Annotated in this window: 12 protein-coding genes and 2 tRNA genes; 6 read left to right on the top strand and 8 right to left on the bottom strand. The window is 35.9% G+C overall.

Translation table 11 applies throughout. The features are described from left to right. Positions 1-129: 129 nt before the first annotated feature. A complete protein-coding gene (locus HH304_RS01515; RefSeq protein ID WP_169677676.1) occupies positions 130-864 on the top strand; it encodes a hypothetical protein in 735 nt (244 codons plus the stop codon). A gap of 6 nt (positions 865-870) precedes the next feature. Here HH304_RS01515 and HH304_RS01520 read toward each other — a convergent pair whose 3' ends face one another. Beyond that, positions 871-1,407 carry an RNA methyltransferase gene (locus HH304_RS01520; protein ID WP_169677677.1) on the bottom strand — a complete coding sequence of 179 codons (537 nt, stop codon included), beginning with the start codon at positions 1,405-1,407 and terminating at the stop codon, positions 871-873. 93 nt (positions 1,408-1,500) lie between these two features. Here HH304_RS01520 and mutS point away from each other — a divergent pair, with 93 nt between their 5' ends. The 5 genes from mutS to HH304_RS01545 all read left to right on the top strand — a co-directional run bounded on the left by mutS (position 1,501) and on the right by HH304_RS01545 (position 8,608). Continuing rightward, on the top strand, positions 1,501-4,107 hold the full coding sequence (gene mutS / locus HH304_RS01525) for a DNA mismatch repair protein MutS (protein WP_169677678.1): 2,607 nt from the start codon (positions 1,501-1,503) through the stop codon (positions 4,105-4,107). A gap of 90 nt (positions 4,108-4,197) precedes the next feature. Continuing rightward, positions 4,198-4,270: transfer RNA gene (locus HH304_RS01530), tRNA-Gly, on the top strand. Between the two features lie 77 nt (positions 4,271-4,347). Beyond that, positions 4,348-4,434, top strand: a tRNA-Leu gene (locus tag HH304_RS01535). 126 nt (positions 4,435-4,560) lie between these two features. Then, a complete protein-coding gene (locus tag HH304_RS01540; protein WP_169677679.1) occupies positions 4,561-7,428 on the top strand; it encodes a M16 family metallopeptidase in 2,868 nt (955 codons plus the stop codon). 184 nt (positions 7,429-7,612) lie between these two features. Beyond that, positions 7,613-8,608: an AAA family ATPase gene (locus tag HH304_RS01545; RefSeq protein ID WP_169677890.1), complete on the top strand. Its 996-nt coding sequence runs from the start codon at positions 7,613-7,615 to the stop codon at positions 8,606-8,608. 74 nt (positions 8,609-8,682) lie between these two features. Here HH304_RS01545 and HH304_RS01550 read toward each other — a convergent pair whose 3' ends face one another. The 7 genes from HH304_RS01550 to uvrA all read right to left on the bottom strand — a co-directional run bounded on the left by HH304_RS01550 (position 8,683) and on the right by uvrA (position 22,073). Beyond that, positions 8,683-9,069, bottom strand: coding sequence for a septal ring lytic transglycosylase RlpA family protein (locus tag HH304_RS01550; RefSeq protein ID WP_169677680.1), 387 nt, complete (start codon positions 9,067-9,069; stop codon positions 8,683-8,685). Further along, positions 9,059-11,191: a protein-disulfide reductase DsbD family protein gene (locus HH304_RS01555; protein ID WP_169677681.1), complete on the bottom strand. Its 2,133-nt coding sequence runs from the start codon at positions 11,189-11,191 to the stop codon at positions 9,059-9,061. Before HH304_RS01555 ends, HH304_RS01550 begins: the two co-directional genes overlap by 11 nt. Positions 11,192-11,276: 85 nt before the next feature. Further along, positions 11,277-12,659 carry a dipeptidase gene (locus HH304_RS01560; RefSeq protein WP_169677682.1) on the bottom strand — a complete coding sequence of 461 codons (1,383 nt, stop codon included), beginning with the start codon at positions 12,657-12,659 and terminating at the stop codon, positions 11,277-11,279. 36 nt (positions 12,660-12,695) lie between these two features. Next, positions 12,696-17,498 carry a hypothetical protein gene (locus HH304_RS01565; RefSeq protein ID WP_271711461.1) on the bottom strand — a complete coding sequence of 1,601 codons (4,803 nt, stop codon included), beginning with the start codon at positions 17,496-17,498 and terminating at the stop codon, positions 12,696-12,698. 73 nt (positions 17,499-17,571) lie between these two features. Beyond that, positions 17,572-18,408 (bottom strand): 50S ribosomal protein L11 methyltransferase, encoded by an 837-nt coding sequence (gene prmA / locus HH304_RS01570; RefSeq protein ID WP_169677684.1) that lies wholly within the window; start codon positions 18,406-18,408, stop codon positions 17,572-17,574. Further along, a complete protein-coding gene (tpiA, locus tag HH304_RS01575) occupies positions 18,409-19,170 on the bottom strand; it encodes a triose-phosphate isomerase (RefSeq protein WP_169677685.1) in 762 nt (253 codons plus the stop codon). A gap of 62 nt (positions 19,171-19,232) precedes the next feature. Further along, positions 19,233-22,073, bottom strand: coding sequence for an excinuclease ABC subunit UvrA (gene uvrA, locus HH304_RS01580; RefSeq protein ID WP_169677686.1), 2,841 nt, complete (start codon positions 22,071-22,073; stop codon positions 19,233-19,235). Positions 22,074-22,237 lie beyond the last annotated feature (164 nt).

The following is a 22,237-nucleotide window of genomic DNA, read 5'->3' on the forward strand; positions in this document are numbered from 1 at the left end:
AACTGTTTTTAATTACATGTTTCTTCGGAAACAATGTGCTCCCAATATAGCCATCCAAAAGGATGGCTATTTTCATTTTATACAATATTTTTTAGTAAATTATATTAAACATTAACTGAAAAATTTGTGATGAAATTCTCTAAATATCTGATTATATCACTTAGTGTAATTATACTTTCATGTGATGATAATGAGGGTGGAAATAACCCTATTGATAATGATGTCGATTATTTTCCCCTTGCTTTAGGGAATTATTGGAAATATGGTGAGGATGATGATTCTAATGATGACTTTAGTGATGATGAGGTATTTATCAATACTGTTATTGATACCGACTATAATTTCAATGAAAAAGTTTATTCGTTAATTGAAACAACTGATGTTTCAGGAAATAAACTTGATTCTCTTTTGGTAAGAAAGGAGAATAATAATTATATAATTGCAACGGAAGATTTTCTTGATTTAAGTACTGATATTTCTGATCAGGAAAAGGAATTAATATTGTTAAAATCCGGATCAAGTGTAGGGACTAAATGGCAATATAATTTCACGCTTAATAACATTGAATTTGATGGTGAAATTATAGATGGTATAACTATAGATGTAAAGGTAATATTTGAAATAATTGATGATAATAAATCAATAAATACTCAAGCTGGAAATTTCAATAATGTTATTGTTGTACAGCAGACTATAGATTTACCAGTATTGTTCGATGAGATTGAAGCTCTTTTACCTATAACAAGCTTTTATTTTGTTCCTGACGTTGGAATCGTTTTTATTGAAATTGAATATCAGGAAGACGATGATTCTAACAGTACAGAAATTGAAGAAACAGAGTTGATTGAATATTCGATCAATTAATTGCTTTTATTGGAGCCAGCTGTTTTTTCGAATAATTTCCCAAGTTGCAATACCTGTAGCGACAGAAACATTAAATGAATGTTTTGATCCGTACTGAGGAATTTCAAGTACTAAGTCAGATAGTTTAATTGCCTGGTCAGAAACACCTGAAACTTCATTTCCCAGCACTAATGCTATTTTAGAATTTTCTTCAATAGGAAGTTTATCCAAAAGGATGCTTTTATCAGCTTGTTCAAGGGAGTAAATTTTATATCCGTTATCCTTCAAATTATTTAAGCAGTCTACAACATTTTCGTTGTATTCCCATTCGACAGTTTCAGTAGCACCTAAAGCAGTTTTATGAATTTCTCTATGAGGAGGCTGAGCCGTTATTCCGCACAGATATATTTTTTCTAGCCTAAATGCATCAGCAGTTCTGAAGCACGATCCAACATTATTCATGCTTCTGATATTATCAAGAACAAGTACTAAGGGTATTTTTTTAGCTTTTTCAAATTCTTCCGGAGATAGCCTGTTTAATTCCTGAGTTTTTAACTTTCGCATAAATTCAAATACTAGAATGTATAGTCGTTAATTATTTATATTTTTGAGGTTCGAGTAAGCAAAACTACAACATCCATAATTAATTCAGTAGGTATGGCAGGTAAAAGCGCAAGCAAGGAAACCCCGTTAATGAAGCAATATAACCAGATAAAAGCCAAATATCCCGGGGCCATGCTTTTGTTTAGAGTAGGAGATTTTTATGAAACTTTCGGAGAGGATGCAGTAACAGCGGCAAAAGTTTTAGATATAGTGTTGACTAAGAGGTCAAACGGCGCTGCAGCAAAGATCGAATTAGCAGGCTTTCCACACCACGCGCTAGACACTTATCTTCCAAAATTAGTACGCGCTGGTTATCGTGTAGCAATTTGTGATCAACTTGAAGACCCAAAATCAGTTAAAGGAATAGTTAAAAGAGGCGTTACCGAATTGGTTACTCCCGGCTTATCTTTTAATGACAATGTGCTTGATAAGTCAAAGAATAACTTTCTTGCCTCAATTCATATTAACAATGATTCCTGGGGAGTCGCTTTTCTAGACCTTTCAACAGGCGAGTTTTTAACTGCTCAAGGCTCAAAATTATATGCTGAGAAATTGATTCAAGGTTTTGCTCCTGCAGAAATAATTTATAATAAAGCCACCAGAAAGAATTTTGATAGTTCTTTTACAGATCGCTATAATACATATACACTTGAAGATTGGGTTTACCAATTTGATTTTGCCTACGAAAAGCTTACCAATCATTTTAAGACCACCTCTCTCAAAGGTTTTGGTGTTGAAGAACTTCAAGATGGTATTGTAGCTGCAGGTTCTATTCTACAATATCTGGAAGATACCGAGCACCGGGAGTTGGATCATATTTCGGCATTATCAAGAATTGAGGAAGAGAAATATGTATGGCTTGACAGGTTTACAATCAGAAATCTTGAACTAATAGCTGCTCAGCAACCTGGAGGTGTTCCTCTTATTGATATTCTTGATAAGACTGTTTCTCCTATGGGAGCAAGGCTTTTAAAGAAATGGTTGGTATTACCTTTGAAGGATGAATATTTAATTAGTCAAAGGCTGGCTCGAGTAGAGCTGTTGGTTAAAGATGAAAAGCTTAGAGAAGGAATAATTTCTCACCTGAAGAACATTTACGATCTTGAAAGATTGATTTCCAAGGTAGCAGTGGGTCGAATTAATCCACGAGAAATGGTTCAGCTGAAAAGATCCATAGAAAACACTCAGCCAATAATTGATATGCTTTCTGCTAGTGGAGAAACAGAGCTAATCAAAATTGCAGAACGCCTTAGCCCATGTGAATCTTTATTAGAAAAAATCAGGCTTGAACTGGCTGAAGACCCTCCATTAAATGCTACTCAAGGAGGTGTTATTCGTGATGGGGTTGATGAAAAGCTCGATGAGCTAAGAAAAATAGCATTTTCAGGAAAGGACTATCTTGCTCAGATTCAACAGAGAGAAACCGAGCGAACCGGTATTCCTTCTTTAAAAATAGCATATAATAAAGTTTTTGGATATTACCTCGAAGTTACAAATACACATAAAGACAAGGTTCCGGCAGAATGGATCAGAAAACAAACCTTAGTCAACTGTGAACGATATATCACGGAAGAACTTAAGGTTTATGAAGAAAAGATATTAAATGCTGAAGATGAGCTTCATGTTATTGAACATGGAATTTATACAGAGCTAATAAGAACAGCTGCGGAATATGTTTCTCAGATTCAGGAAAATGCCCGGGTATTGGCAATGCTGGATTGCCTTGCATCCTTTGCATACCTGGCTATTAGAGAAAAGTATGTAAAGCCAATAATAAAAGATCATCGTTGTATTGATATTCATGAAGGCAGACACCCGGTAATTGAAAAACAATTACCAATAGGGGAAGAATATGTTCCTAATGATGTCTTTCTTGATGATAGCGATAATAAAATATTAATTATCACCGGGCCAAATATGGCTGGTAAATCTGCACTATTAAGACAAACTGCCTTAATAGTTATAATGGCACAAATAGGTTGTTTTGTTCCTGCAAAAAATGCTGAAATAGGAATTGTTGATAAAATATTCACCAGGGTAGGCGCCTCAGATAATCTTTCACAAGGAGAGTCAACATTCATGGTGGAAATGACCGAGACAGCAAGTATTTTAAATAACCTAAGTGACAGATCATTAGTATTAATGGATGAAATTGGTCGTGGAACAAGTACCTATGATGGTATTTCAATCGCATGGTCAATTGTAGAATATTTGCACAATAATAATTTACCTGTTAAGACATTATTTGCAACCCATTACCACGAGCTTAATCAACTAGCAGATGATTTCGGCGGAATTAAAAACTTTAATGTAAGTGTTAAGGAAGTTGGCAATAAGATTATTTTCATGAGGAAACTGAAAGAGGGAGGTAGTGAACATAGTTTTGGTATTCATGTTGCTCAACTAGCAGGGATGCCAAATCAGGTGGTGTTACGAGCACATGAAATTTTACAACATCTTGAAAAGGATAAATTGAGTAAAAATGACAAGGATAAATTTGCTTCCGTTCCGAAAAACAATTATCAATTGAGCATGTTTGAAGCCGATCCGGCCTATGAAGAAGTAAAAGGATTGATAGATGGGTTAGACATAAATACCATCTCTCCGGTCGAAGCCCTACTGAAACTCAATGAGATAAAGATGATGATGAAAAAAGACTAAATTTTTCTTTTAAAAATTTATCAGAGAGTGTTGAAAAATACATTTCGTGTATTATATTTGCAGTCCCTTTCAAACGGTAAGGGAATACAAGCGAAAGTAGCTCAGCTGGTAGAGCACGACCTTGCCAAGGTCGGGGTCGCGGGTTCGAATCCCGTCTTTCGCTCAAGATTACACTTCGATTGAGAGAACAATCTCTCAATTTTTTTTCTACCTTATCAACAGACTAGGTAACTAGTCTCTGCCGGAGTGGTGGAACTGGTAGACACGCAAGACTTAAAATCTTGTGACCCTCGGGTCGTGCGGGTTCAAGTCCCGCCTCTGGTACCAAAAGCCTTCAGAAATGGAGGCTTTTGTTTTTTCCACTCATCTGAACAAATTACCGTTTATATATTAAATAAACATCTCTATCTTTATGGATGTTAAATTTGCAACTTCAAACAAATAGCAATCAAAATGTCTAAAACATTATCAACCAATCAAATTTTGGCTGCTTTACTATTTGTATTTTCATTTTCAGCATTTGCCCAAACAAAGCTTGTTGAGAAAGTTGAAAAGAAAGATGGTGAACTAGTCATTCCTTATTCAAAGTTTAAGTTAAAAAACGGACTTACACTTATCGTTCATGAGGATCATTCTGATCCATTAGTACACGTTGATGTAACATATCACGTTGGATCTGCGAGAGAAGAACTAAAGAAATCTGGATTTGCTCACTTTTTTGAGCACATGATGTTCCAGGGATCTGAAAACGTAGCTGATGAAGAGCACTTCAAAATTGTTACTGAGTCAGGTGGAACTTTAAATGGTACGACAAACAGAGACAGAACAAATTATTTTGAAACAGTACCGAGTAATCAGCTTGAAACTATGTTATGGTTAGAGGCGGATAGAATGGGGTATTTATTACCTGCTGTTACTCAAGAAAAATTTGAAGTACAGCGTGAGACTGTTAAAAACGAAAAGCAACAAAGATATGATAACGCTCCTTACGGGCTTTTCAGAGAATTACAAGCTGAATCGATTTATCCATATGGTCACCCTTATAGCTGGTTAACTATTGGTAAGCTTGAAGATCTTGACAGAGTTGATGTAGAAGATTTAAAGAAGTTTTTCCTTAGATGGTATGGCCCTAACAATGCAGTTTTAACTGTTGGTGGTGATGTTGATACTAAAGAAGTAGTTAAACTAGCTGAGAAATATTTTGGTACTATCCCAGCTGGTCCTGCAGTTGAAGACTTAAAAATTGAACCAGTAAAAATTGAAGAGGATAGATATACTCATTACGAGGATAAAAACATTCGTTTCCCTGCATTGATTGTTACTTTCCCTACAGTTCCTGCATATCATGAAGATGAAGCGGCTTTAGACTACCTAAGTCAATTATTTGGTACTGGTAAGAAATCATTTTTCTACAAAGAATTTGTAAAAACACAAAAAGCTATCCAGGCAAGTGCATTCCACAGCTCTTCTGAATTAGCTGGTGAAATGACTTTCTTTGTATTACCATACCCAGGAAGAAGCCTATCTGATTTCGAAGCAGAAATGAGAACAATTATTTTCAAAAGCTTCGAAGAAAAGGGTGTTTCAGATGATGATATCGAAAAAATCAAAGCTTCTTACGAAAGTAATTTTATTAACGGATTAACTTCAGTAAGTGGAAAAGTTAGTCGTCTTGCGGCTTATGAAACTTTTACAAAAGATGCAGACTACATCGGAAAAGACCTTAAAAGATACCTTGCAGTTACTAAGGAAGATGTTATGCGTGTGTATAACAAATATATCAAAGGTAAGAGCGCTGTTTATTTAAGTGTTGTTCCTGATGCTAATACTGCACCTGCTAAAGCTGATAATTATGAGCCTGTAACAGAAGGAGAGAATACTTTCCCAACAACAGACTATTCTAAAGTAGCAGCAAGAACTCCTAAGAAGGATTCATTTGACCGAAGCAGCAAGCCTGCAAGTGGTAAAGCTCCTTTAGTACCAGTTCCTAACTTCTGGACTGCAGAAATGGATAATGGTATTGAGTTTATAGGTACTAAAAGTGATGAGGTTCCAACAGTTGCTGTCTTAATTGAAATTAAGGGTGGTGCTAGAATGGAGTCTAATATGCAAGACAAAGCTGGTATTGCACAGCTTACTGCTTCATTGATGAATGAATCAACAGAAAATTATACTGCAGAAGAAATTCAGGAAGAATTACGTAAACTAGGTTCTTCAGTTAGCGTAAGTGCAGGCTCGAACTCTTCTCAAATGGTTATTCAGACTTTGAGTAAAAATCTTGATAAAACTTTAGAGCTAGCAGAAGAGATTCTTTACAGACCGAAATTTACTGAGGAAGAATTTAATAGATTAAAGAAGCAGCAATTTGAAAGTGTAATGGCATCATTAAAAGATCCATCTTCAATTGCTTCTAACATTTATGACAGACTTTTATATGGAGAAGGACATATTTATTCATTACCTACTTCAGGAAATATAGCTACTCTACAAAATATCACTCTTGAGGATGTTAAGGCATTTTATGAGAAGAATTACTCTGCTGGTCTAGCTTCAGTAACAGTAGTTGGTGATGTTGAAGAAGGTCAAGTGATGGAAAGCCTTTCTTTCTTAAAAGACTGGAAAAACACAGGTGTTTCTGTTCCTGAATTACCTGCTACTCCTGCGATAGAGAAGACTACAGTTTATTTTGTTGATAAAGCTGACGCACCTCAATCTCAAATCAGAGTAGGTTATGTAAGCGACTTGAAGTATGACGTAACTGGTCCATATTTCAAAACAACTTTAATGAACTATCCATTAGGTGGGGCTTTCAACTCAAGAATTAACTTGAATCTAAGAGAAGATAAAGGCTGGACTTATGGAGCAAGATCTTATTTCTCTGCTTCAGATATTCCTGGTCCATTTACCGTTTCTGCTGGTATCAAAGGAAATGCAACTGATAGTGCATTAGTTGAAATCATGAGTGAGCTTAAAAACTATGCGGATAATGGAATTACTAATGATGAGTTAGAATTCATGAAGCAATCTGTTGCTCAGCGTGATGCATTAAAGTATGAAACTCCATTCCAGAAAGCGGGTTATTTAAGCCGAATTCAGGAATATGATCTTCCAAAAGATTATGTTAAGCAACAAGCTAAAATCATCAACAGTGTAACAGCTGCTGAACTTAATGGATTAGCTAAGAAATATATTCCTTATGATAAGTTGACAATTGTGATTGTTGGTGATAAAAAGACTTTACTTGATAAAGTGAAGGCATTAGGATATAATGTTGTAGAATGGAACCCTGAAAAAACAGATGACAGCTCAGGAACTAACTAATAGCTGACAATAATATTAATCAAAGGCAGACACTCAATTGAAGGGTGTCTGTTTTTGTTTTGGTTAATTCTTGTTAAAAGAACAGAAGGTAAGTGCTTTATTGGTCCATATTGAACAAATTAGAAGCATTAAATTATTAATCTTTTTTATCTTTGTTACTTTCTTAAATGGAAGATTAGTTATGATGGAGGAAAATCAAAGCACTATAAATCAGGATAAAATTCAAGAACACCAGAAGAAAATCCAGCAGGTTTTTTCTGAAGTTAACAAGGTAGTTGTTGGTCAACATAGAATGGTAAATAGGTTATTAATCGGATTATTTACTAATGGCCATATATTATTGGAAGGTGTGCCAGGTTTGGCGAAAACCTTAACAATTAGTACCCTTGCTAATGTATTGCATCTTGATTTTAAAAGGATCCAGTTTACTCCGGACTTACTTCCGGCTGACTTGATTGGTACAATGATCTATAATCAGCAAAAGGCAGAATTTGAAACCAAGAAAGGTCCAATTTTCGCTAACATTATTCTTGCTGATGAGATTAACCGTTCTCCTGCAAAGGTACAATCGGCTTTGCTTGAGTCAATGCAGGAAAAACAGGTTACAATTGGTGAAAATACTTATAAGCTTGATCGACCGTTTTTAGTAATGGCGACTCAAAACCCGGTAGATCAGGAAGGTACTTACCCTCTTCCAGAAGCACAGGTTGACCGTTTCATGATGAAAGTTTATGTAGATTATCCTACAAAGCAAGATGAGCTGGAAATCATGAAGAGAATGTCAAACATGCAGTTTAACCAATCGGTAAATACTGTTTTGACAAAAGAAGAGATCTTCGAGATTAGAGATGAAGTTAATGCAGTATCAATGTCTGAGGAGCTTGAGAAATACATAATCGAATTAGTATTTGCTACTCGTAGACCTCAAGAATATAACATGCCAGATGTTGCGAACTATGTTCAGTTTGGTGTTTCCCCAAGGGCTAGTATTAACCTTAACCTTGCTGCAAAAGCAGTAGCATTCTTTAATCAGAGAGATTATGTTTTGCCTGAAGACATCAAGGAAGTGGCGCACGATGTGTTAAATCACCGTATCCTACTTAATTATGAAGCAGAAGCAGATAATATATCTACAAATGATATAATTGATATAGTACTTGATAAGGTGCCTATTAATTAAAATGATATTCATAAATAAAAAAGCACACTCTAAAGTGTGCTTTTTTTATGATCTAATATAATATCTGATTTTGTTTATGGCAGACTTACCACTTCCACTTTTACCTTTAAAAGTCCTGCTCTAATCAATCCGATTTGTTCAGCAGCAACTCTTGACACATCCACAATTCGGCCTTTAACCCATGGGCCTCTATCATTTACTTTTACCTCAGCAGAAGCTCCTGTTGTTATATTTGTCACTTTAATTATGGTTCCAAAGGGAAGCTTTGGGTGTGCCGCTGTGAATTTCTTCGGATCATACTTTTCACCTGAAGCAGTTGGCCTACCTGTGAACTTATCATGATAATATGAAGCAATACCTTCTTCCGGTGTTGTGCTCTTGTCTGTTTGAGCTATACCATTTGAGGGTATAGCTAAAAACAGAACAATAAATATTATAATGTGGCTAATATCAATTTTCATAAAACTTCTTTTTGCCGTTATCCAGGAAGTCAATAAACTTCTGAACGTCTCTGTCATAACCCACCGGAGCTACAAGTGCATACCCTTCATTATCCAGTAAAATATAGTTAGGCTGAGCATTATTATTGGCTCTTTGGATTTGAATATCGGCATTTTGTTTACCTAGAGATTTTTTAATCTTGCCATCAAAATCAGAGATATACCAGTCTTCTTTCGGAAGCTCTGTTTTATCATCAACATATAAAGCAAGAATAATAAAATCTTCTTTTAACCTTTTCAGCACTTGTGGATCTGACCATACCACAGCTTCCATTTCACGACAGTTTGTACATCCGTGGCCAGTAAAATCAATAAAAATTGGCTTATTTTCTCTTTTTGCAGCTTCCATAGCTTGGTCATAATCGAAATAACCATTCAATCCATGGGGAAGATGTAAAAAGTCAGAATATTTAACAGTTGCATCAGGGCCTGATTCTTCTTCGCCATTAATCATTCCTATTAGATTAAAGTCATGTGTATGCATAGGAGGTAGATACCCTGCTAGAGCTTTAAGAGGAGCTCCAAACATTCCCGGAATTAAATAAACTACAAACCAAAATGTGATTATCGAAAATAGAAATCTTCCTACCCCGATTTTATCCATTGGGCTGTCATGTGGTAATCTGATTTTTCCAAGAAGATAGAATCCCATTAAAGTAAATATCACAATCCAAATTGCCAGGTAAATTTCTCTATCTAGAAGCCCCCAATGGAAAGCCTGATCAGCTACACTTAAAAACTTAAATGCTAATGCTAATTCTATAAATCCTAAAACAACTTTAACTGAATTTAGCCATCCACCAGACTTAGGTAGTGAACTTAACCAGTTAGGAAAAATTGCAAACAACGTAAATGGTATGGCAAATGCCATACCGAAGGCAAACATACCAGCGATAGGTTTTATTCCGATTTCACCAGCAGATTCTACAAGCAATGAACCGACTATTGGTCCGGTACAAGAAAAAGAAACTAATGCTAATGTGAATGCCATAAAAAACGGCCCAAGGAAACCTCCTTTATCCGCTTTCTTATCCATTGCATTTACTATGCTAGAGGGTAAGACTATGTCGAAGGCACCAAAGAATGAAATCGCAAAGACTAAAAATATGATAAAGAAAATCAAATTTGGAAGCCATTCTGTTGCTAAATGGTTAGCCGTTTCAGGCCCCATGAATGGTGATAATACCGCACCAATTAGAGTATAAATTGCTACAATAGAAACACCATAAATTAATGCATCTTTTATGGCTTTTGATCGGCTCCCCTTTCCTGTAAAGAAAGACACAGTCATTGGTATCATTGGAAACACGCAAGGAGTTAAAAGAGCAACTAATCCACTTAAAAAGGCAATCGCCATAAAAAGTAATAAGCCAGTATTACTCTCTTCCGGCTTAACATCATCTGTAAAAAATGAAGGGAATTTTTTAATGTAGAGACCGTCTCTTTCACCTATAATAAACGATTGGTCAGTTTTAACTTCTTGATTATTGACCGCATCGGAAATATTATATTTTTGTCCCGTAATAGCTATTTCATCAGAAGTATCTCCGGTTTCAATTTTTTCGCTATTATTTTCAGTGTTTTCTATTTCAGATTGTGTTGGATTTTGGTCTTCAATTACATTGACTGATAATTCAAAATCCTCAGAAATTAAAATACATTGACCTGTTTCATCAGAGCAAACCTGTCCATCAATAGCACCGGATATTGACCGAGTGTTTGAAGTGATTTTGACCGTTTGTTCAAAGTTTCCAATACCTCTGAAATATTTAACTTCACAGCCAAATATATCATCCATTTTGGACTTCGGATTAATTGCTTTTAATGGGCCATCAGCTATAAAAGCACTGTTTTCATCAAGAGTAATTTCAGCTACTACAGGCCCACAATCAGGGTCAAAATCTGAAGAATATAAATACCATCCGGCATCAATTTTAGCCGAGAATTTGATAGTTACAGTTTCACCAACCTTTGCATCATTATTGTCAAGCGTGACATTCCACTTGGCAGGTTGGATAATTTGAGAAAATCCGGAGTAAACTGTAAAAAATAATAATGTAAAAAATACTACTAATTGTCTCATTGGATTTATTGTTGGGAATTACAACCGGGTTAAATATTTAAGGGTGCCGATATGGCACCCAAATAAAGTTTAAAGTGAATATATTTTATTCAGCATTTCTAAACTGTTCGTGAAACCTTATGATGGTATTAATTCCACTGAAGAAGTTTTCAACGCCGTAACTTTCGTTTGGTGAATGAATAGCATCTTTGTCAAGACCAAAACCCATTAACAGAACGTCTGATTTAAGTTCTTTTTCAAACAGTGCAACAATAGGAATACTTCCTCCATCACGAGTAGGTAAAGGCTTTTTACCCCAACCTGCATCAAATGCTTTTTCTGCAGCTCGGAATGCCGGAGAATCTGTTGAAACTACCGCAGCTTCACCTCCATGATGAGGAGTAACCTTTACTTTCACATAATCAGGTGCAATTGCATTAAAGTGATCAACAAATAGTTTGGTAATTTCTTTACTTTCCTGATTAGGAACCAATCTCATCGAAATTTTAGCATAAGCTTTTGAAGGCAGTACAGTTTTTGCTCCTTCTCCAGTATAGCCACCCCAGATTCCATTGACATCAAGAGTAGGTCTGATACCAATGCGTTCGATAGTTGTAAAACCCTTTTCACCGAAAACAGCATCAATATCTAATTCCTTCTTATATTCCTCTTCGCTAAAAGGAGCCTTATTAAGTGTTTCTCTGTATTCTTTAGAGTATTCTTCTACTTTGTCATAAAACCCTGGGATGGTAATGTGACCATCTTTGTCTTTTAAAGAAGAGATCATGTTACATAATACATTTATAGGGTTAGCTACAGCACCACCATAAGTCCCACTATGAAGGTCTCTGTTGGGCCCTGTAACTTCAACTTCAACGTAGCTAAGACCTCTTAGTCCAGCAGTAATTGAAGGAGTATCCATTGAAATCATAGATGTATCTGAAATCAGGACAACATCATTTTTCAATTTTTCAATATTTTCTTTTACAAAAATTTCCAGGTTATTTGATCCAACTTCTTCTTCACCTTCGATCATGAATTTTACATTACACTGAAGGCTCTTTGTTTTTGACATTGCCTCAAATGCTTTTACATGCATGTAAAACTGACCTTTATCATCACAAGCTCCTCGAGCATAGATTCTATCATTTTTGATTACAGGTTCAAATGGCGGAGAATCCCATAATTCATAAGGATCAGCAGGTTGAACATCGTAATGACCATATACTAAAACTGTTGGAAGGCTTTCATCTATGATTTTTTCACCATAAACAATTGGGTATCCCGCAGTTTCACAGATTTCTGCTTTATCAGCACCTGCTTCAATAAGTTTTTCTTTTATAAACTCAGCTGCTCTGTGAACATCTTTTGAAAATTTTGAATCTGCACTTACCGAAGGTATTTTGAGCAGATCGAATAATTCACTCAGGAAATTATCCTTATTTTCTTCAACATAATTTAGGGCTTGTTGAGAGTTGTGTAGGCTCATTTTTTTGGTAGTTGTTGTTTTATTAATTAGTTCAAATTAAAATCCGGTATCTTCATCATCAGTGTCGGTATTTTGAGCTTCAGAGTCATTTCCGAATGGAACAGCTTGTGTTGGAACATTCGATTGGTTATTGAAAAACTGAAGGTCGTAAGAAGTACCGATACCTAAATAATCTTTTCTAAATCTGTCAATGAAGTCAGTAACCTCATCAAGCTCGGCAGTTGTTTGAGTATACGCACCCATCTTTTTCTTGTTCTTCTCAGTACGCTCTCTAATCATGTTATTGATTTCCTGATCAGAAGAAAGAATCATTAATACTCTCTCTTTATATTGAACAAAGAACCAGTGCCCTGGAGTTAATTGGGCGAAAACATTGAAGGTCTCATTACCATCAGGATCTTTTCTTAGCTCTACGAAACCTCCAATCAGGGTGTTTACATCTTGTCTTCCTAAGTGAGAAACACCAACAGTACCATTATTATACCAGGCTTTATGATCATTATCCCACTTCATATCAAGGTTAGTCAGGAAGATGTTATAATCTGCTCCTCGATCAAACCCAGCTAATGGTGTGTATTCATTAAGGGCTCTTTCTTCAAAAGCTTTAGCCCCTTTATCACCTATAAATTCTGACAAGTAATATATTTGTTCACTTAAATTAGAGAGTGCTTCAGGATTTCCGATTGCGTCAGCTGTTTCTCTGAATTTACTTCCGATTGCTTGAAGTATATTATCATCAATTTGTGCATTGATACCTAACATTCCTGAAACATCCAGCTTTCCTTCTTCAGGTATGCCCGATCCACGGCCTGCACCTGTTAAATTAAAGTCTTCGTTTCCAGCCAGGAAGTTGATTTTACCTTCAAAATTGACTACTCCATTTTCATCATTGTAAGTATATTTTTGACCTTGATAACTATTTCCTTGTAGTTTTTCGAAATCAACAATATCATATGTTTTTGCTATTCTATTATAACTTAACATTCCTGAAGGCTGGAATAGAGGCAGGTCATCATCAGTTAGTTTGTCTTTTATGAAAATCGAGTATAAATAATCGGTACCATTTTCATAGAAAACACCAGCTTTAAGTTTCTTACCAGCTTCAGTAGTAGCTTCATTAAAGTTAAATACAATATCCTTGATCTGAGCTGTCGAATTATAAACAATCCAATCAGACTCACCAGTATGCATATCTAGCCTTACAGCTCCATCCAGCTCAAGTACTTCTTTGTTTGCGTACATGGTTACTTTTCCTTTGAAGAAGAAGCCAGGGCTTATCAAGAAGTTTTGCTCTACATCAAGATGTCCTGAAGCAACTGTACGGTATTTCGTTACATTTTTTTCCGGCGTATATTCCTGATAAGAGAATTCTCCAAATTCAATGTTGAAGGTATCGCTAAGTGCGTTTATATATCGATATGTCGCCTTACCTTCAAATTTGGTTCTGCTTATAATATCAATTTCACCATCAATTAAAGTGTGATATTCATTTAATGTATCAACTACTATTGTTGCATTATATAACCTATCCAAAGTAGCATTCTCTCTGATAAGAAGTTTATTTTCATCAGGAGTCACTTTTGCATCAGCTACTTTGATGTAAGGAATTCCAAACACATTTAATGAAAGGTCATTAATATCATATTCTGCCCTAGTAGCATTGAAAGCCAGTGAGTCAAGGTCTTTTCTAGTTGTATAGAAGTAACTATTTTCAATTGGCACATCAGTAGGTTTTATCATCGAAACCTGCTGATTGCTAAGATCCCATGTTGCCTTTGTAATTGAAGTTTTAAACTGAGCAAAAGGAAAGTCTAATGCTGCAACTCCTTCTTTTTCAGGTTGGATATCTGCTACATTATTTGTTAAATCAAAATCAAGCTTAACATCTTCACCTCGAAGGGCTGGTTTTTCTGGGTTGCTTGATTCAATTATAAAACCAGCGTTTCGGGCACCAATTTGATACTCAGAGAAGCTTATATTTTTACTTTTTGTTACTGAACCTCTTGTTTTGAGTTCACCGCGTCCATACCCTCCATGCTTACTATAAACAGCCGTACCATTAAGCGTTGCTGTATTATCATATAGATTTATTGGTTCAGAAATATTCGTGAAATTCATGCTATCAGTTGGAATATCCCATCTGAATTTAGAATCTGAAGATACAATTGCAGGAACAGATGGGCCCTGAGCATCTCCTTTAGCTATTTCCACTCTTGACGCGGGAGCTGCAACTGAATCCATGTAAAATGTAAAGTCAGAAGAATATACATCTGCAGCCAGGTATTCAATCCTGCCGTCAGCGGTTAAGCCATCTGCATTTAAGGTAATGTCTGAATAAACAGTTCCATCGCCTTCATATAGTTGATATCCCTCTTGTGGGCTTTTGTGTACGAAACCTAACGAGTTGTCTGGCATTAACCTAAGGGTCTCTTCAAATGGAGGGAATATTCCTGAATAAAAAGTCCCTTTAAACGTCAATGCTTTGGTATCACTACCACTCACACTATCAAGGTCAAAGGTTGGTACTGAGAAATAAACAGATTTATCGTAGGCTCCATCTAAAATATCAGGGCTATCAAAATAAACCGTTGCCCCACGTGATCCTGAGAATTTCGGATAACTAGGGAAATCTTTTAAAGCAGATTTATTATTTGGTTTATTAATAAATAGAGTACCTGCAGTTTCTTGAAGTTCATTACCAATACTTTTTCTTTGACGTGCTCGGTAACCTTTTGGTTGATCAGAATCAAGATTAAACCTGATTTTATCAATCTGAGGCATATCAATTAAAAAGCTATCGTAATTGAATCTGAATTCTTTACCGATATATTGAATATTTCCTGCATTTACTATACCATCAAAAAGCAAGTCTCTGTTTCTTAATAGTACAATAGTTTGACTATCAGGCTCTACATATACTTTTAATGATTTACTAATGATAAATCGTTCAACCCCACGAACAACCATCTCATCTTTATTCAAGCGAAGTGTTGCGTTGGCAACGTCAGGAGAAATCGATTCTAGCCTTAAGTTGTCATAATCTTTCCTTCCTCGGTCAGAAAGAACATAATGATAACCTTTTCTACTTATTTCAATGTATCCGGTATTTGGATTAAATTCAATAAATCCATTTCGCATCAGGAAGTGAGCATATCCTCTGATCTTCTCCTCATCTTCCTCCATGAATTCTGCAACTTCATAAGTGTAAAAAGATCCGGAACCTCGCTTTCTGGCAAAATAAACAAACCTTAAAAGTGGGTTAGTATCCAGAAGACCAGTTAAGTTTCCGAATCGTTCGGTACTAAAAAACTCTTCTGATTCAAATTCAACAGGTAACTTGTTTTTTGCTGTAAGCCTGCCTACATCAAGACTATCTGATTCAAGATCCCAATTAATTAACTCCGCTTTAAACTCCATGTTAAACAAAGAAGTCTTGAAAGCGGTATTTTTAAATGCTCCATCATTACTAAGTACGGTTAGTTGCATGGAGTCCAATTCATATTTTATTTTCAGTGCCGGATGAGTAATCGAATCTCGGTCATGATATATAACTAATCCTGCTCTTGGGCTGGAAATAATACTATCGCTTAGCTCAAAAATATTGGAATATGCTTTAAAATATTTTCTTCCATCTTTTTTCACTTCAATTCTTCCTAGCCCAGGGAAAACCGGAGTAGAAAGTATTTGTTCTCCTCTAAGAGAAAAACCTCCTTTATATTCAAGACCTTTTTCCTTAAATCCTTTCACATAGACATTGTTTGAATAGGATTTAAACCTTGGGTAGGTAGGTTTACCTGTTTCTGGCTTTCTCTTTAATTTATATTCAAAAACACCTTCAACAGGCTCATCAAGTCTAGATTTATATGTTAATTGAACTTTCTGAGATTCAATTTTTGGCTTTGATATATCAAAATAATAATCACCGAACGAAGCATAAACTTCATCAGGATCCATACCGGCAGGAGACCAGTCAAAAGAGCCTCCATTTGCCACTAGCATGTTGTTAAGCATCATTATGCTACCTGAAGTATTTTTAATGAAAACGGTATCATAGTTTGATGTAAATTTCAGGAATGTTTTTTCAAACCTAAGAACAGGACCGCTTACTTCAGGAACAACAACTTGAATAAGTGTACTAATAGCCTGTGGAGTAAAGTTGTCAGAAGGTTGAGTTTCATCTTCTTCATCCCACCCGGTAGCCCAGGTATCCTCATTATTGGCAGGTTCATCCTTGTTGCTATCCCAACTATCCCAATCATTAAACCAACCGTCATCTTCTGATTGATTGTTATTGTTTTCAGAATTTACATCCTCTTCAGTATTTTCGAATGATACTGGTTGTTGTGATTCGATTTCTACATACTCAAGAGACACAGCACCTTCTGAATAAACACCGTAGTTAACTGAATAATACAGCGCTTTGTTATCTGCAAAGTCATGCAGTTTGTCAAGATAGGTGTTGAGGTCTGATTTGGAATGGTTTCTAAGTACTTTATCAGTGGTGTTGATAATAGTAGTACGATCAATCATGCCCTGCATTTTGTCAGCTTTACACAGGATATTTATAAATTTATAAACCTCAGTATAAAAGCTGTAACCCTTGTCCAGCATATCCTTGGATACTTTGATAACAGTATTTTTATCTGCAATATCCAATGTTGACCAATCAGTCGAAAAAGTCTGGGCCATAGCGATCATCTCTTCATTTTGAGAGTTTAGATAAGCATCAGCCACGACATCCTTAAATTTTATAGGATCGTCGGGAAGCTCAACTCCCTGACCAAAGATTAAACCACCTGACATAAGCCCGGCAAAAAATATCAAGATCAATTTTCTCATAGCTTGTTGTAGTCCGGATACAATTTCCCGTGAAAATAACGAATAAACACTGAAAAGATTTGATGGTGTAGGGTTATTTGCCTTTTTTAACGAGTTGAAGGCATTTCCAGTTTTGATCGGAAGCCTCATTTTCTAATATCATACCAAATTCTCCTGCGGCTTCGAGTATATCAGAGGTGTCTCGCTCATAAAATCCGCTGAATAGTATTCTGCCATTCTCTTTTAGTCTGGCGTTATACATTTCCAATTCAGCAAGGATTATATTTTTATTAATGTTTGCAAGTATTATGTCTACCGGAGTTTCTGGCAAGCTTTGCACTGTACCATGAATTATGGCAATTTTCCCTTCTAATCCATTCTTTTCAATATTCTCTGTAGAATTTTCCACGGACCATTCATCTATATCACAACCGGTAATTTTTTCAGCGCCTCTTTTTGCAGCCATTATTGAAAGAATTCCAGTTCCACACCCAATGTCATATACTTCTTTTCCTTTATGGTCAAGATCCATCTGTAACTTCAGCATCATTGCTGTTGTCTGGTGATGGCCTGTTCCAAAGCTCATTTTAGGCGTAATAATTATATCATAATCATATTTTTTTTCCACATTATGGAAATCTGCCCTCACAATGGCTTTATCACCGATAATTATTGGGTTATAATTCTTTTCCCATTCTTCATTCCAGTTTTTCTTTGGAATGTTTAGGATCCTGTATTTTAATTCATCTACTCCTGAGTATCTGCTAATTTGCGAGTCAAGAGTATCCTTATCAAAAACTTCAGACTGTACATAACAAAGCAGACCGTCGTCAGTTTCAATAAATGATTCAAAGCCGATCTCCGATAGCTCAGCCATCAGGATCTCGGCCATAGTTTCGTTACAGACAAAGCTGATTTCAACGTAGTCCATTTAGTAGGATTTAGCGATATCAACAAAGTCTCTCGATTTCAGAGAAGCTCCCCCAATAAGCCCTCCGTCTACGTCTGCACAAGCAAATATTTCTTTTGCATTATCAGGCTTACAGCTCCCCCCATACAAAATGCTTATGTTGTTGGCTATTTCTTCGCCATATTTTCCGGCTATATGCTTTCTAATTGCTGCATGCATTTCCTGTGCTTGCTCAGGAGAGGCAGTTAACCCTGTACCAATAGCCCAAATAGGCTCATATGCTATCACTATTTTACTAAATTCTTCAGCACTTAGATGGAACAAACTGTTAGTTAACTGACCTGTTACAAACTCAACAAAATCACCTCCTTCTCTTTGCTCAAGGCTTTCTCCACAGCAAAAGATTGGAGTTAAACCTTCAGAAAGTACTTTATCTGTTTTTTTCGCTAGAAATTCATCACTTTCACTAAAATACTCACGACGTTCGCTATGACCAAGAATGACATATTTAGCGCCCATCGCTTTTAACATTGGAGCAGATATTTCACCTGTATAAGCACCACTATCCTCAGAATGACAGTTTTGAGCTCCCATGAAAACCTTATCCTGATCACCAATAAGTTTTCTTACATTATCCAGATGAATATAAGGAGGACAAATTACTAATGTTACATCACCAGGCACCTCATCAGCAGCCATATTTACTATTTCAGATGTAAGTATTTTGCCTTCTTCAGGAAGTAAATTCATTTTCCAGTTTCCTGCTACAATTTTTTTTCTCATGATTGTGTGTTCGTAGTATTAGTTTGGTTTGTAAATATAATCTTTTTCTATCTGAGCTTTAATTAATTAAACTTCTCTTTTAAGAATCTGGCAGTATGTGATTCATCAACTTTCACTAAATCTTCAGGTTTTCCTGCAAAAACGAGATTACCACCGTTTTCTCCTCCTTCAGGACCAAGGTCTATTATCCAGTCAGCGCTTTTGATAATTTCCATATTATGCTCGATTATTACGACGCTATTACCTTGTTCAATTAGGGCATTTATAGCTGTTAATAACTTTTTGATATCATGAAAGTGAAGTCCTGTTGTTGGTTCATCGAAAACGAATAGTATTTTCTCACTTCCTGACCCTCCTTTTGAAAGGAAGGAAGCTAGCTTAACTCTTTGTGCTTCACCACCACTGAGTGAATTAGAAGATTGGCCAAGCTTAATATAGCCCAAACCTACATGGTTTAATGGTTCCAGTTTATTTAAAATAGCTTTTTGGCCAGCAAAAAAGTCCAGGCTTTCTTCAACAGTCAGGTCAAGCACATCTGAAATTGACTTATCATTGTACTTAACTTCCAGCACTTCATCTTTAAAACGACGACCTTTACAAGTTTCACAAGTTAGATGAATATCAGCCATAAACTGCATTTCAATCTTTACTTCTCCTTCGCCCTGACAGGTTTCGCAGCGACCACCTTCAACATTAAATGAAAAATGAGCTGGCTTAAAGCCTCTTTGCTTTGATAACTGCTGATCAGCAAATAATTGCCTGATTGCATCATAAGCTTTTACATAAGTAACCGGATTTGAACGACTTGACTTTCCAATTGGGTTTTGGTCAATAAATTCAATTTGTTTAACCTGTGAAAGATCGCCTTCCAGTCTGTCAAACTTTCCTGTTGATTCTGAAATATGTTGTTCCAGATGTTTGCTTAAGGCAGGGTAGAGTATTTTCTTAACAAGTGTGGATTTACCCGAGCCACTGACCCCTGTAATTACACTCAAGACTCCCAACGGGATATCCACATTGATATTTTTTAGATTATTTTCCCTGGCACCAATAATTGTTAGTTTATTTCTCCATTTACGTTTTACGCCAGGTATGGCAATTACCTCCTGTCCGGATAAGTATTTTGCAGTATATGAATCACTTCCGGATAATTGATCAGCTGTTCCCTGAAAAACCAATGTTCCACCATGAACACCGGCATCTGGCCCAATATCAATAATTTGATCAGCGGCTCTTATTACATCTTCTTCATGTTCAACAACGATAACCGTATTTCCCAGATCTCTTAAATTCTTTAAAACACCAATTAATCTTTCAGTATCTCTGGGGTGAAGCCCAATACTTGGTTCATCAAGAATATACATTGACCCAACCAGAGCACTACCTAGTGATGTTGCCAGTTTTATTCGTTGATATTCTCCTCCTGATAATGTTGACGTAAGCCTGTTTAAAGTTAAATACCCCAAACCTACTTCATTTAAATACCCAAGCCTGTTAATTACTTCTTTAAGTAATCTATTAGCAATTTTTTGATCATGGTCTCCTAGTTCAAGGGAATTAAAAAAGTCATATGATTTTTCTACAGACATTAAGACGACATCTGTGATTGATGTCTCATTAATCTTAACATATGAAGCATCCTTCCGAAGTCTGGTTCCTCTACAGTCCGGGCAAACTGTTCTCCCTCGGTACCTTGATAACATAACCCGGTACTGAATCTTGTGAGATTTGCTTTCCAGAAATGAGAAGAAATCGTCAAGACCTTCAAAATACTCATTTCCTGTCCATAATAGATTATACTCTTTGTCGCTGAGATCTTTTATAGAGCGGTGTATCGGAAAGTCAAATTGGTCAGCGTTATCAATTAATGGTTTTAGCCATTTTTTCATCGTTTCAGAGCGCCAAGGAACTATAGCTCCTTCGAAAACTGACATGTTTTTATTTGGGATAACCAAGTCTGGATCAATTCCTAGAATCTTTCCAAAACCTTCACACCTTTTACATGCACCATAAGGATTATTAAAACTGAATAGATTTACTGTAGGCTCTTCAAAAACAATTCCATCAGCTTCAAATCTGTCACTGAAAGATGTTTTTCCTTTTCCAGGAAATTCAATTATACAATCTCCATGACCTTCAAAAAAGGCAGTTTCAATTGAGTCTGCCAACCTGAACCTATTATCTTCATCACGACCATCTGATGCTTCAGGGTCTTTGACTACTGTAGCTCTATCTAATAGGATAAAAACATTATCTGTTGATTCAATCTCTTTAATATTTTCTATGAGGTCTTCTATTAATTGAGTTGAATCATTAATAATAACTCTGTTGTATCCTTTTTGTAGTAATATTTCAAGCTCTTGTTTTAGACTTCTTTCATGATGAGGGATTAACGGACACATGATCATTAACCTTTCTCCGTCACCATGACTATAGATAAAGTCGAGAACATCTTCAACTGTAGACTTTTGTACAACATTTCCACTAATTGGGGAAAAAGTCTTTCCTACCCGAGCAAATAAGAGTTTTAAGTAATCATAGATCTCGGTTGTAGTTCCAACTGTTGATCTTGGGTTTCTGGTATTTACTTTTTGTTCAATAGCTATTGCTGGAGAAACACCTTTTATATAGTCAACTTCTGGCTTTTCCATTCTGCCTAAAAACTGTCTTGCATAAGAGCTCAGACTTTCGACATACATTCGTTGTCCTTCCGCAAACAGTGTATCAAAAGCAAGAGAAGATTTTCCTGAGCCGGATAACCCTGTGACAACTACCAGTTTATTTCTAGGAATGCTGACACTTAAATTATGGAGGTTATTAACTCTTGCATTTTTTATTACAATGAATTTTTTTGGATCTATCGAGTCTATTTTGTCTAATTCGGTAGCTATTATTTTACTCATAATACAAAGATAAGCAGTTGTTATTTATAGGAACCTTTTTATCCCTCTCAAGTTTCAATAATATCAATTTTTTAAGAAGAAGGTGTAAATAATTAACAAATGATTTTTTTTACTAATCTTGGCAAAATATTTGCGATTTAGTATATTAACGATTGCATTCGTGT

The sequence above is a fragment of the Marinigracilibium pacificum genome (genome assembly GCF_012926615.1).
Classification (GTDB): domain Bacteria; phylum Bacteroidota; class Bacteroidia; order Cytophagales; family Cyclobacteriaceae; genus Mangrovivirga; species Mangrovivirga pacifica.

What these genes read in the sequence shown, in the direction of transcription:
- HH304_RS01515 (WP_169677676.1), top strand. Translation starts at nt 130, where the DNA reads ATGAAATTCTCTAAATATCTGATTATATCACTTAGTGTAATTATACTT.
- HH304_RS01520 (WP_169677677.1), bottom strand. Translation starts at nt 1,407, where the DNA reads ATGCGAAAGTTAAAAACTCAGGAATTAAACAGGCTATCTCCGGAAGAA.
- mutS (WP_169677678.1), top strand. Translation starts at nt 1,501, where the DNA reads ATGGCAGGTAAAAGCGCAAGCAAGGAAACCCCGTTAATGAAGCAATAT.
- HH304_RS01540 (WP_169677679.1), top strand. Translation starts at nt 4,561, where the DNA reads ATGTCTAAAACATTATCAACCAATCAAATTTTGGCTGCTTTACTATTT.
- HH304_RS01545 (WP_169677890.1), top strand. Translation starts at nt 7,613, where the DNA reads ATGGAGGAAAATCAAAGCACTATAAATCAGGATAAAATTCAAGAACAC.
- HH304_RS01550 (WP_169677680.1), bottom strand. Translation starts at nt 9,069, where the DNA reads ATGAAAATTGATATTAGCCACATTATAATATTTATTGTTCTGTTTTTA.
- HH304_RS01555 (WP_169677681.1), bottom strand. Translation starts at nt 11,191, where the DNA reads ATGAGACAATTAGTAGTATTTTTTACATTATTATTTTTTACAGTTTAC.
- HH304_RS01560 (WP_169677682.1), bottom strand. Translation starts at nt 12,659, where the DNA reads ATGAGCCTACACAACTCTCAACAAGCCCTAAATTATGTTGAAGAAAAT.
- HH304_RS01565 (WP_271711461.1), bottom strand. Translation starts at nt 17,498, where the DNA reads ATGAGAAAATTGATCTTGATATTTTTTGCCGGGCTTATGTCAGGTGGT.
- prmA (WP_169677684.1), bottom strand. Translation starts at nt 18,408, where the DNA reads ATGGACTACGTTGAAATCAGCTTTGTCTGTAACGAAACTATGGCCGAG.
- tpiA (WP_169677685.1), bottom strand. Translation starts at nt 19,170, where the DNA reads ATGAGAAAAAAAATTGTAGCAGGAAACTGGAAAATGAATTTACTTCCT.
- uvrA (WP_169677686.1), bottom strand. Translation starts at nt 22,073, where the DNA reads ATGAGTAAAATAATAGCTACCGAATTAGACAAAATAGACTCGATAGAT.